General features: G+C 45.7%; 10 protein-coding genes, 1 tRNA gene and 1 pseudogene. 2 read left to right on the forward strand and 10 right to left on the reverse strand.

Translation table 11 applies throughout. From position 1 onward, the window contains the following. Nucleotides 1-193 precede the first annotated feature (193 nt). Both fni and AC4E8A_RS19755 read left to right on the forward strand, forming a co-directional pair. The gene (gene fni / locus AC4E8A_RS19750) at nucleotides 194-1240 is read left to right on the forward strand and encodes a type 2 isopentenyl-diphosphate Delta-isomerase (protein WP_490195499.1); all 1047 of its coding nucleotides are present in this window, start codon (nucleotides 194-196) and stop codon (nucleotides 1238-1240) included. Between the two features lie 144 nt (nucleotides 1241-1384). Next, nucleotides 1385-1837, forward strand: coding sequence for a DUF6376 family protein (locus tag AC4E8A_RS19755; protein WP_490195500.1), 453 nt, complete (start codon nucleotides 1385-1387; stop codon nucleotides 1835-1837). Nucleotides 1838-1952: 115 nt separating this feature from the next. Here AC4E8A_RS19755 and eno read toward each other — a convergent pair whose 3' ends face one another. The 10 genes and pseudogenes from eno to AC4E8A_RS19805 all read right to left on the reverse strand — a co-directional run bounded on the left by eno (nucleotide 1953) and on the right by AC4E8A_RS19805 (nucleotide 12459). After that, nucleotides 1953-3245 (reverse strand): phosphopyruvate hydratase, encoded by a 1293-nt coding sequence (eno, locus tag AC4E8A_RS19760; protein ID WP_490195501.1) that lies wholly within the window; start codon nucleotides 3243-3245, stop codon nucleotides 1953-1955. A gap of 533 nt (nucleotides 3246-3778) precedes the next feature. Then, complete coding sequence (gene gpmI, locus AC4E8A_RS19765; RefSeq protein ID WP_490195502.1) at nucleotides 3779-5314, reverse strand: 2,3-bisphosphoglycerate-independent phosphoglycerate mutase; 1536 nt, start codon at nucleotides 5312-5314, stop codon at nucleotides 3779-3781. Continuing rightward, on the reverse strand, nucleotides 5307-6068 hold the full coding sequence (tpiA, locus tag AC4E8A_RS19770) for a triose-phosphate isomerase (protein ID WP_490195503.1): 762 nt from the start codon (nucleotides 6066-6068) through the stop codon (nucleotides 5307-5309). Before tpiA ends, gpmI begins: the two co-directional genes overlap by 8 nt. Nucleotides 6069-6084: 16 nt before the next feature. Then, complete coding sequence (locus AC4E8A_RS19775; RefSeq protein WP_490195504.1) at nucleotides 6085-7269, reverse strand: phosphoglycerate kinase; 1185 nt, start codon at nucleotides 7267-7269, stop codon at nucleotides 6085-6087. A 185-nt stretch (nucleotides 7270-7454) separates the two neighbouring features. Further along, nucleotides 7455-8462: a type I glyceraldehyde-3-phosphate dehydrogenase gene (gap, locus tag AC4E8A_RS19780; protein WP_490195505.1), complete on the reverse strand. Its 1008-nt coding sequence runs from the start codon at nucleotides 8460-8462 to the stop codon at nucleotides 7455-7457. 54 nt (nucleotides 8463-8516) lie between these two features. Beyond that, nucleotides 8517-9540: pseudogene (locus tag AC4E8A_RS19785) on the reverse strand (sugar-binding transcriptional regulator). Nucleotides 9541-9680: 140 nt separating this feature from the next. Further along, on the reverse strand, nucleotides 9681-9938 hold the full coding sequence (locus AC4E8A_RS19790) for a glutaredoxin family protein (RefSeq protein WP_490195506.1): 258 nt from the start codon (nucleotides 9936-9938) through the stop codon (nucleotides 9681-9683). Continuing rightward, entirely contained in the window at nucleotides 9931-11220 is a 1290-nt protein-coding gene (gene rpoN / locus AC4E8A_RS19795; protein ID WP_490195507.1) for an RNA polymerase factor sigma-54, read from the reverse strand. The genes AC4E8A_RS19790 and rpoN overlap by 8 nt, the downstream gene beginning before the upstream one ends. 326 nt (nucleotides 11221-11546) lie before the next feature. Then, a complete protein-coding gene (locus AC4E8A_RS19800) occupies nucleotides 11547-12215 on the reverse strand; it encodes a DsbA family oxidoreductase (protein WP_490198946.1) in 669 nt (222 codons plus the stop codon). Nucleotides 12216-12387: 172 nt separating this feature from the next. Continuing rightward, nucleotides 12388-12459: transfer RNA gene (locus tag AC4E8A_RS19805), tRNA-Arg, on the reverse strand. Nucleotides 12460-12941 lie beyond the last annotated feature (482 nt).

The following is a 12941-nucleotide window of genomic DNA, read 5'->3' on the forward strand; positions in this document are numbered from 1 at the left end:
TCCTTTTTCAGCGGATTGTTTCGATGGGACAGTATGGAAGATTCTCCAACATGGTTCAGTACATCAGGGGTTATCCCTGTTCCAAAATGGGTAGGATGAATTAAGGTTACTTAAGCGTTGATGACCGATTTCCCTTGTACAATCGCTTCTGATTTCAGACTCATCTTGCAGCAGCTGAAGAGGAGGAATTTCTATGACCAATAAGAAGCGCAATACCACAGAGCAAAGAAAAAATGAGCACATTGATATTTGCTTAACAAAGGAAGTGGAATCGGATGAGATGACCACCGGGTTCGAAGCGTTCCGGTTTCAGCATAACGCCCTTCCGGAAATTGATTTTCGTGAGGTTGATCTCAGTACATGCCTTTTGGATAAGCACCTGAAAGCACCGTTTCTAATCAGTTCGATGACAGGCGGAACCGAAACGGCTGCCAAAATTAATGAGACACTCGCAAAAACTGCAGAAAGGCGGGGATGGGCAATGGGTGTCGGTTCGATGAGGACAGCGCTGGAGAAGGAACAAACTGTCTATTCGTATAATGTACGCAAGCATGCTCCCACCATTCCTATCTTGGCAAACATCGGGGCGGTTCAATTCAATTACGGCTATGGAGTCGAACAATGCCAGCGTGCTGTTGACCTCATTGAAGCGGATGCACTCATTCTCCACCTTAACAGCCTGCAGGAGGTTTTTCAGCCCGAAGGCGACACCAATTTCAAAGGCTTGCTGATGGAAATCGAAAAGGCAGCAAGATCCCTCCCTGTGCCTGTCGGTGTAAAAGAAGTCGGAATGGGAATCAGCGGAGGTACAGCACGCCGTCTATATGAAGCGGGTGTATCCTTTATCGATGTGGCCGGAGCAGGAGGCACTTCATGGATTCAGGTCGAAGCTTACCGCTCAAAAGATCCGCTACGGGCAAAAGCAGCGGAAGCTTTCCGCGAGTGGGGAATACCAACTGCCGAAAGTCTGGTGCAAATTAAACGAGATGTCCCAGAAGTGCCTCTGTATGCAAGCGGCGGAATGAAAAATGGTGTACACGCAGCAAAGGCCATCGCGTTAGGTGCAGACATTGCCGGGTTTGGCAGGTCGCTGCTCCCCAGCGCGGCTGCATCTGATGAAGTAGCTCTCGATGAGCAGTTCCAGCGGATTGAATTTGAACTGCGCGCTGCTATGTTCGGAATCGGTGTCACCTCGATCGAGCAGTTGAAAGGGACGGATGCCTTGAGGCGGATCAATTAGTACTAGGTAAAAAGAAGGCCGAAATTCGCTTTTTGAAATTTCGCCTTCTTTTTTCATGGTCTGAGCTGTATGCTCTCGCCTTCTATCCACTACTTTACCAGGATGGTATACTAAAGGATGTAAGCATACTATTTTCCAGGAGGTATGTCATTGAAGAAACTATTCTTCTCATTATTACTGTCTTTTACCGTGGTTCTAAGCGGCTGCTCAGTGCTCGAAGGGGTAAATAACACCTTGGATTATGCCGAAAACGCCACATCCTATGCTAATGAAGTGAGCACATTTGCCAATGAAGTTCCTCCATTGGCTCAACAAGCAGTGTCAGATGAGCAAGCGGCACTTGAATTAGAAACACGGCTTGAGGATATGAAGCGGCAGATAGAGGAATTCAACGCACTTGAAGAACCAGCAGTGGGTGCGGATCTCCATCAGCAGGTGGTGGAGCAAAACGAGCAAGCGCTCAAAGGAATAGATGCTTTTTTAGCCAATATCGAAAATGGAAAACTGGATCCATCGGTGATTGAAAGCACTGAAGTTTTCCAAACGTTAAACGATATCACTAATATAATCAATCAAATTCAACAACTAGGCAGCTAAACTGTCATTTCTGGCACCCTTTTAGAGATGGGTGTCTTTTTAGTTTCTCCGTTCTTCATATATAAAAATTCCCACAAAAAATCCGCCCACTAAGTGGACGGATTCTCCAAGGAAATTACTTCTTGATGTTATAGAACGTTTTCGCTCCAAGGTATTGTGCAGTGTGTGCCAATTGGTCTTCGATGCGAAGCAATTGGTTGTATTTAGCTACACGGTCTGTACGAGAAGGAGCACCTGTTTTGATCTGGCCAGCGTTTGTAGCAACCGCGATGTCAGCGATTGTGCTGTCTTCTGTTTCACCAGAACGGTGAGAGATGACTGCAGTGTAACCTGCGCGCTTAGCCATTTCGATAGCGTCGAACGTTTCAGTTAATGTACCGATTTGATTTACTTTGATCAGGATAGAGTTACCTACACCTTGCTCAATACCTTGAGAAAGCTTGTTTGTGTTTGTAACGAACAGGTCGTCACCTACAAGCTGTACTTTGTTACCGATACGTTCAGTTAGTAACTTGTGGCCATCCCAGTCGTTTTCATCAAGGCCGTCTTCGATTGAAACGATTGGATACTTGTTGCACATTTCTTCGTACCAATCAACCATTTCTTCAGAAGTACGGACAACGCCTTCACCTGATAGGTGGTATTTGCCGTCTTCTTTGTTGTAGATTTCAGAAGCAGCAACGTCCATAGCAAGAAGAACTTCTTCGCCTGGCTTGTAACCGGCTTTTTCGATAGCTTCGATGATTGTAGAAAGAGCTTCTTCGTTTGACTTCAGGTTAGGAGCGAATCCACCTTCATCACCAACTGCTGTGTTGTAGCCTTTACCTTTTAGAACGCTTTTCAGGCTGTGGAAGATTTCCGCACCCATGCGAAGGCCTTCTTTGAATGTAGGAGCACCAACAGGCATGACCATGAATTCCTGGATGTCTACGTTATTATCAGCATGCTCACCGCCGTTAACGATGTTCATCATTGGTACTGGAAGCTGCTTCGCGTTGAATCCTCCAAGGTATTGGTAAAGCTCCACTCCGAAGAAGTCAGCTGCAGCACGGGCAACCGCCATGGAAACACCAAGGATGGCGTTGGCACCCAGCTTGCCTTTGTTTTCTGTCCCGTCCAGTTGGATCATCGCCTGGTCAATTGCCACTTGGTCTGTTACATCATAACCGATGATTTCCTCAGCGATTTCGTTGTTTACGTTTTCTACTGCTTTTTGTACACCTTTTCCAAGGTAGCGGTCTTTGTCGCCGTCACGAAGTTCAACTGCTTCGTATTCACCTGTAGAAGCACCTGATGGTACCAATGCGCGTCCGAAAGCGCCTGATTGTGTGTAAACTTCTACTTCAACTGTAGGATTTCCGCGGGAATCCAATACTTCGCGAGCATATACGTCTGTAATAAATGGCATGTAAATTCTCTCCTTTAAATTAGGGTTTATTTTATTGTTAACATAGTATTGATTTCCGCTCCAGGTGCCGACTCCGCGGGGCGGGCGGTGAGCCTCCTCGGCTTCATAAAAAGTGTAAGCGGCCGTTCAGCGCCGTACGGATTGGAGGGCACTCGCATGAGATAAAGGAAACACGGCAAGCGGAGCGCGCCGATGTTGACTTATCGCAAGGAGAGAGACCGAAATCCGCTAGGCGCTGGCCGCTGGAACTGGATTCGCCTGCGGGGTTACGTTCCAGTAGGTACGTAACCTTGGTCTCACCTGTCCCGCTAGTCCCGCAGGAGGTCGACACCTTCCGCTCCAATCAATTCATTGAGAACAAGGTTTAAATTCTTACAGAGCTTTTGTTATTAATACTACTTGATTAACAAGTAAAAACGCTTTGATTTTCGTTTCATCCACTCTCTTTCCAGAGTCGGGCATGAGTCCACCCTCGGCATGCGCCCAGGGGACCTACACCCTAGGAGAGTGCATTCCGCTGCAATCAACAAAACCTACTTCTTAATCAACGTCTCACCAGTCATCTCTGCCGGTTTGTTTAGATTTAGAAGGTCCAGCATTGTCGGTGCAAGGTCTCCGAGGATTCCGCCTTCACGCAATGAGACGCCTTCTTTCGTTACAATGACTGGTACAGGGTTTGTTGTATGGGCCGTCATTGGATTGCCTTCAAGTGTGACCACTTCATCAGCATTACCATGATCGGCTGTAATTATTGCTGTACCGCCTTTTTCATTGATAAGATCGACGATTTTCCCCAGGCACTCATCCACCGCTTCAATTGCCTGGATTGTCGGCTCAAGCATTCCGGAGTGGCCGACCATATCCGGGTTCGCAAAGTTGAGGATGATGGCATCCTGTCTGTCATTCTTGATTTCTTCAAGAAGTGCTTCCGTGACTTCATAAGCACTCATTTCCGGCTTAAGGTCATACGTCGCAACATCAGGTGAATTGATCAGAATCCTCGTTTCACCCGGGAATTCCGCTTCACGGCCGCCGCTCATAAAGAATGTTACGTGAGGGTATTTCTCTGTTTCGGCTATGCGCAGCTGCTTCAAATTGTTTTGCGCAAGGACTTCACCAACCGTGTTGTCCAGATTCGTTGGTTTGAAAGCAACATATCCGTCAACCGTTTCACTGAAGTGTGTCAGGCAGACAAAATGAAGGTTTTTCGGGTGTTTCGGCCCTCTTTCAAAAGAACGGAAATCATCATTCGTAAACGTATTTGAGATTTGGATCGCACGGTCAGGCCTGAAGTTATAGAAGATGACCGCATCTTCTTCTTCAATAGTCGCAACCGGTTCACCATTTTTCCTTTTGATGACGGAAGGAAGCACGAATTCATCGAAGATTCCATTATCATAGGAATCGACAACCACTTCCAACGGGTTGGAGTATTCCGGGCCTTCACCATACACCATTGCACGATAGGCTTTCTCGACACGGTCCCAGCGCTTATCACGGTCCATGGAATAGTATCGTCCGGAAATAGTGGCAATTTCGCCGACGCCAAGCTCCCGCATAACTTCCTGGGTCTGCTGAATATATTTTTCCGCTGTTTTCGGTCCTACATCACGTCCATCAAGGAATGCGTGGACATATACTTTTTCAAGACCTTCATCAGCTGCCATTCTCAGCAGTGCAAAAAGGTGCTCGATATGGCTGTGTACTCCGCCATCAGAAAGCAATCCGAAGATATGAAGTGCTTTGTCTTTTGTTTTGGCATGCTCCATCGCATCGACGAACGTTTGGTTTTTTTCAAACTCGCCTTCGCGGATGGAAACATTGACGCGTGTCAAGCTTTGATAAACAACGCGTCCTGCACCGATATTCAAGTGTCCGACTTCCGAGTTGCCCATCTGGCCTTCAGGCAGGCCGACCGCTTCTCCGCTCGCTGTCAGCGTGCTGTGCGGAAACTGGTTCCAATAACGGTCGAAGTTCGGTTTTTTCGCTTGAGTTACTGCATTTCCTTTGTCCTCTTCACGACATGCAAATCCATCTAAGATGATAAGAGCAACAGGAGATTTACTCATTGGAACCTGCCTCCAGTAATTGAAGGAATGACTTCGGCTCCAGGCTGGCTCCTCCTACAAGTGCTCCATCGATATCTGATTGCGCCATATATTCACCGATGTTGTTGGGCTTAACGCTTCCGCCGTACTGGATACGAAGAGCTTCAGCCGCTTCTTGAGAGAATTGCTCAGCCACTGTCTGGCGGATATGGGAGCAAACTTCATTCGCATCTGCAGAAGTGGAAGATTTGCCTGTACCGATTGCCCAGATCGGCTCATAAGCAATGACAGTAGATTTCACTTGTTCTTCAGACAGGCCATCCAGTGCTTTTTTCACTTGGTCACCGACGATTTGTTTTGTTTGTTCAGCTTCACGCTGCTCCAATGTTTCACCCACACATACGATTGGAGTCAAACTGTAGTTGAACGCTGCCTTGGTCTTTTTATTAACCGCTTCATCTGTTTCATTAAACAGTTCACGGCGTTCGGAATGTCCAAGAATGACGTATTTCACGCCAAGATCCTGTAATGCAGCTGGACTGATTTCACCAGTGAAGGCCCCGCTTTCCTCAAAGTGCATGTTTTGGGCACCGATTTCCACTTGATAGTCAGCAGTACTTTCTACCAAACGATCAAGGAACAAGGCTGGAGCGCAGATCACGGACTCCACTTTATCAGAAGATGGAACAAGACCGTTTACTTCTTCAGCAAAGTTTTTTGCTTCCGTCATCGTTTTATTCATTTTCCAGTTTCCTGCGATAATTGGTTTACGCATACTTCTCATCCTTTCCTTACTTGTCGTTAAGTGCGGATACTCCTGGAAGTTCTTTTCCTTCCATGAACTCAAGGGAAGCACCGCCGCCAGTAGAGATGTGGCTCATTTTATCGGCTAGATCGAATTTTTCAACCGCTGCGGCTGAATCTCCTCCGCCAATGACAGAATATGTATCTGCAGCATCGGCCAAAGCTTGAGCGACGGCCTTCGTGCCATTCGCAAACTTCTCAATTTCAAATACACCCATTGGTCCATTCCAGATGACTAGACGGGAATCCTTAATGACGCTTGCATACTGTTCTTGCGTCTTAGGACCGATGTCCAGCGCTTCCCAATCAGAAGGAATCTCTTCGATTGGCACGACTTTCGTGTTCGCATCATTCGAGAAGTCGTCTGCAACTACCACATCAACCGGCATATAGAATTTGACGCCTTTATCTTCTGCTTTTTTCATGAATTCTTTCGCTAAATCGATTTTATCTTCTTCAAGCAGGGACTTTCCAACCTCATGGCCTTGTGCTTTCACGAATGTGTAAGCAAGTCCTCCACCGATGATTAAATTATCTACATTGTCCAGCAGGTTATCGATGACACCGATCTTATCCTTTACCTTTGCGCCGCCGATGATGGCAGTGAAAGGGCGTTCTGGTGTCGTCAATGCTTTGCCAAGGACCTCAAGCTCTTTTTCAAGAAGGAAGCCTGCAGCTGCAGGAAGATGTTCAGCAACGCCTGCTGTGGAAGCATGTGCTCTGTGAGCCGCTCCAAATGCATCGTTTACATAGACATCCGCAAGTGCCGCAAATTCTTTTGCAAGCTCAGGATCATTCTTCGTTTCACCCGGATAGAAACGGACATTTTCAAGAAGCAATACATCGCCTTCGCTCATCTTTTCGATTTCAGCTTGGACAGTTTCGCCGTATGCCTCATCCGTTTTCGCCACGTCTTTTCCAAGAAGGTCGGAAAGGCGCTTTGCAACAGGATTCAATCTTAATTCTTCAACAACCTGGCCTTTTGGACGTCCCAGATGGCTTGCAAGAATGACTTTGGCTCCCTGCTCAGACAGGTATTGAATCGTTGGAAGTGCAGCTCTGATTCTGGTTTCATCCGTCACTTTGCCTTCACTCATAGGCACATTGAAGTCTACACGGCAGAATACGCGCTTCCCTTTCAAGTCGATATCCTTGATGGTTTTCTTGTTCATTTCAAAAGGCCTCCTTCTGGATAATCGGGTACTGAACCCGTTTTATGAAAAAAGAAGAGCGGGGAATCCTCCCCGCTCCCCTTCATCCCACTTCATTATAGATGCTGGGACATAATTCATCCAACATAAACCCTGATAAATTATGTCACATTCATCATTTAGGATATCACATTTATTTTCTAATCTTACAGACCTTTAGAAGCAATGTAGTCAACAAGGTCTACAACACGGTGAGAATATCCGCTTTCGTTGTCATACCAAGAGATAACCTTAACCATGTTGCCTTCCATAACCATTGTAGAAAGGGCATCGATTGTAGAAGAATCAGGGTTGCCATTGTAGTCGCCGGATACAAGCGGCTCTTCGCTGTAACCAAGGATTCCTTTAAGGTCGCCTTCAGATGCTTGTTTGAAAGCATTGTTTACGTCTTCCACAGTTACATCTTTGTCCAGCTCAGCAACAAGGTCAACAAGAGAAACGTTTGGAGTCGGTACACGCATTGCTCCACCATTCAGCTTGCCTTCTAGTTCTGGAAGAACAAGAGAAACTGCTTTTGCAGCACCTGTTGTTGTTGGGATGATGTTTTCAGCAGCTGCACGCGCACGACGGTAGTCTTTGTGCGGAAGGTCAAGGATCTGCTGATCATTTGTATAAGAGTGAACTGTTGTCATCATACCGCGTTTGATACCGAACTTGTCGTTCAATACTTTTGCGAATGGTGCAAGACAGTTTGTTGTACAAGAAGCATTAGAGATAACATCATGGCTTCCTGCTTCGTACTTGTCTTCGTTAACACCCATAACGATTGTGATGTCTTCATCAGAAGCCGGAGCAGAGATGATGACTTTCTTAGCGCCTGCCTCAATGTGTTTTGCAGCATCTGCACGCTTAGTGAAACGGCCGGTAGATTCAACGACTACGTCTACACCAAGATCTCCCCATCCAAGTTGAGCAGGGTCGCGTTCAGCAAGAACTTTGATCTTTTTGCCGCCGACAACAAGAGTGTCACCGTCAACTGTCACTTCTTGATCAAGCTTTCCGTGGATACTGTCATATTGTAAAAGGTGTGCAAGCATGTTAGCGTCTGTCAAGTCATTGACTGCTACAACCTCAACGTTATCGTTTTTTAAAGATGCGCGGAAAACATTACGTCCGATACGTCCAAATCCGTTAATTCCAACTTTTACTGTCATGAATAAAGTCCTCCTTTAAAATGGTTAAGGAAATTTTATATATTTCAAAAGGTATTACCCTTTTAAAAGCTGTTTCGCTGCACCTTCATCCGTTATCAGAATCGTAGAATGAGGCACACTTTTGAAATAGGCTCTGATCGCCTTCGCCTTTGACCGGCCGCCCGCGACCGCAATGACGTTTGATTTGTTTCTCAAATCTTCAAGCTGCAGGCCGACAGTCGTCACTTTATGTACGACTTCGCCTTCTTCGTTAAAATAATAACCAAAGGCTTCCCCGACTGAATCTCCCGCAAGGATCTTTTTGAGGGTTTCTTCACTGGTTTTCCGGCGTTCAGCCATTGTGACCGCATCACCGATACCGTGTAGGACGATATTAGCAGACTTGATCAGGTTGAGAACATCCTTGATTTCTGGTTCTTTAATGAAAGATTTGTACACTTCTGTACTGACCTGATCAGGGACATAAAGCACACGGTGTTTGGCACCTGTCCTTTCTGCCATTTTGGCGCAGATCGTATTGGCTTGATTTTTCACATCTTCGCCGATACCGCCCCTTGCCGGAACGAATAATACTTCGCGCTGGGCAAACTCAGGTGTCAGCTTTTCTGCAACAGCCGCCATCGTAGATCCCCCCGGTTACCGCGATGATATTATCTCCAGACAGAAGATCTTTCATACGCATTGCTGCCGATCTGCCTAATTCTTCTTTTACCCAGGGAGACTCTTCGCTATTCCCCGGAACGATAAAAACTTCATGAAGATTGAGTAAAGCTTTCAATTCCGCTTCCATGGAATCAATCCCCGTTATCTCTCTCATCATGTCAGCTGTCTTCCTCAGAAGCAGTTCCCCTTCAGCCGTGATGATCATTCCTGATGATTTAATCTCGATCAAATCCTGATCTTTCAGAAACTCGACTTCGCTTCTAAGGACTCTTTCCGTCATCCCGAGCGACTGGGCGAGGCTTCTTCTTCCAACAGGCTGCATCAATCGTACCGATTTGAGGATTTGATGTCTTTTTTGCATAACCTGGAGCAGGTCTGGTAATAATCGTTTTTGTATATCAATGATTGATTCCATCAAAAAGCTCCTTCAAGTTAGTTGGATGGACTTGATACGTCCCTCTTAGACATATTGTGTCCCACCGTCCGCAAAAAAAATTCATCCCTGCTTTCAACGTAAGTTTACCAAGGGATGAATCAGAATTCAACTATTATACCTCAAGATTTCTCTTGTAAACGTTTACTTATTGTAAAATAATCAATTTGCCCATACTGAACGATTTCCCCGTCGATTTCAACCACTGGAATCATCAACCCAAACCGCTCAGTCAGCTCGTCACTTTTGTCGATATCATACTCGGCCATGTCAAATGGAATGTCTTCTTTTATAAGCTTGAGCATGAGTTTTGCATCTTCACATAAGTGACATTTTCCTCTTGTATAAAAATGAACCTGAAGCCTTTTCGTTTCATTCATATCTTTTTCTCCTTGTGGAGGATGGAATGTCGAGCTGGTCCCTGTACTTTGCCACCGTTCTTCTGGAAACCTTCATTCCTTTTTCCTTTAATTTGGCTGTAATCGCCTGATCAGATAAGGGCCTTTTCTTATCTTCCCCTTTGACCATCCGAGTGATTTCGGCCTTGATTCCTTCTGAAGAAACCGAGTCCACATCTTTCCCTACACTACTTACAAATAAGGCTTTCATTTCGCAGGTGCCATAAGGTGTACCGATATACTTCCCTCTGACGGCTCTGCTGATCGTCGATTCATGCACACCTATTGTCTCTGCCACTTCTTTTAAAGTCAAAGGTTTCAGCTCCCCGGGTCCGTATCTGAAGAAGCCCTCCTGCTTTTCAACAAGGCATTTCCCGACTTTGAGCAAAGTGGCTTTACGCTGATCTAGCATCTTCAGTATCCATTGAAACTCCTGCTTTTTATCCCGCAGGAACTTGATTCCTTCACTATCCTGTGTCGACGAGATTTGTTGTTCGTACCCACGATTGTATTGAATTTTCATGATGCTTCCACCAAGCAACTCGACTTCCAGCCCGCCTTTTTTTTGCGTGACGTACATTTCCGGCCGTATATACTGAGGTGGTTCCGTAGTGAATCTTGCTCCAGGCCGGGGATTTAGCGTTTTGAGGTAATCAGCAGTCGATTGAACATCGGCCAGCGTGATGACCAGCTCTTTGGTGATTTTCTTCCAAGTCTTTTCACAAAAATCAACAAAATGGTGTTTGATGATTGGATAGGCATGTTCTGGGGCTTTGACATCCCTCTCTATTTGCAGCAAAAGACATTCCTTCAAGCTCCTCGCCCCGATGCCGGCAGGTTCCAGGCTCTGAAGAATTTCTATATAGTTTACCAGATTCGGTATTGGAGGCAGGCTTTCTGCATCGGCTGGCAAGTACCCGTTCTCATCCAGGCTGTCAAATAAAAGAGACAACCGATGACGATCTTGGTAGGTAAGCGTTTTCAAATCAAGTTGTGAAAGAAGGTACTCCCATAACGCAGGCTGCTGGACCGCTACCTCTTCAATCCAATCAATACTCATTCCGTTATTTTCACGCATTCTATTATACCGTTCCTCGAAAGGAACAGGTTCAAGCTGAAGAAGCGGGTTCTCCAGGGCTTTATTCTCCAAATAAGCATTCAATTCCTGGGAGGAATACTGCAGCAATTCAATCGCTTGTGTCAGCTGCTGGGTCATATTCAATTTCAATGATTGCCGCTGCCATAATCCGGTATTGAGCTTCATCCTTGATCCCTCCTCTCCTTATTCTACAACAGATAAGAAGGTTCGTGTATGGAAATTAGTAGGCAGGAACTACGCAGGCTAGTGGGCTCACGAAAAGCGGGCTAGTTCAGGCTATTTTAAATATAAACTTCCGGCTTTGTAGAGTTGGTGTGTTGGAAATTATCGTTTTCGTCGATAGGGTAGTGATTTCCGCCGAAAGATATGCCTGTATCGCCGATTAATGAGATCGTATCGCCGAAACTCACCCCAAAATCGCCGATTTAGGGCATCGAAACTAAAAAACCTCAAATCCCTGTTTCCAGGAATTCAAGGCGAGTATTATTCTATTATTTTTTCGGTAGTTCGCAGCCGTTTTCATCACAGACAACGCCGTCTTCACTGTCGCTGTTCAACAATGTGATTTTATTTTCTTCTTCTTCTGCGATTACTTTTTTCAAAGCCTGAACAAATACTTCAGCAGGCTGAGCGCCTGTAAGGGCATATTTGTTATTGATCAAGTAGAAAGGAACACCGGTCACACCGATTTGCTGTGCAGCCTTCTCATCCGCCCTGACTTCGACTGCCATCTCGTCGCTTGCCAGCATCTCTGCAACCTCTTCGCGATCCAATCCTGTTTCAACAGCCAGCTCCGTCAATGTTTCATAATCTCCAATATGTTTGGATTCTGTAAAATGGGCACGAAGAATCCGTTCCGTCATTTCTTTCATCAGGCCCTTTGTTTTTGCATACATCACCAAACGATGTGCATCAAAGGTATTGGTTTGAATCATTGTATCCATCCGATAGTCCAAGCCAACTTCTTTCGCCATGTTCACCATGTTCTGTGTATTGGCTTTGGCCTGATCTATACTCATGCCGTATTTCTTGGCGAGCTTCTCATATATATTATCCTTAATGTCCCGCTCTGCTGTCGGGTCCAATTCGAAGCATCTGTACGTCACTTCGATTGGATGATCAATCTGCTTAATAGCGTCCTCCAGACGCCTTTTGCCAATATAGCAGAATGGTCAAGCGAAATCAGTCCACATTTGAATGTGCATAGTTATCCCTCCAAATCATTATTCACCTATAGTATAGATTGTGTTTTGGAATTTTACACGAAATTTGCTTTGCTGGCTTATGCAGAAAAAAGCCCCTGCGCTGAAATCAGCACAGGAGCCTTTAGTACGCCCTCGGAGGGAATCGAACCCCCATTTTAAGAACCGGAATCTTACGTGCTATCCGTTGCACCACGAGGGCAATCAGTACGACAAGCGTACGAAATCTTATTATAGTTCAGAAACGAAGGAAATGCAATAGTTTTTGAGGAACAGAGTTTGCTCTTTGAAGGAAAATGGATTTTGTCCTGCTAAGAAATAAAATCTAAGTGACGTTTGCCTGCAAAGTATTGATGGGCCCATTAAGATTCTATAAATTTGCTTCATAACAGCCTAATTGTCTCCTGCCCCTTCGTTGATTGAAGCGGAGGGTGTCCGACCTCCTGCGGTATTAGCGGGACAGGTGAGACCCCACAGGCAAAGCCGAGGAGGCTCACCGCCCGCCCCGCGGAGTCGGACAACCGGAGAGGAAATCATAAAAACATAATTTCGCTAAACAATAATCTTTTATTCACATTAAGCATAGTTTAAAAAAGGATTGGATGGGTATGATGTAGAAAGGATTGTCGAGGGAAAAATAAGCTTTTAAAGAGCTAGTTGTTTGACCTTTATTGACCAACTGGT

The sequence above is a fragment of the Bacillus sp. SRL337 genome, assembly GCF_984799155.1.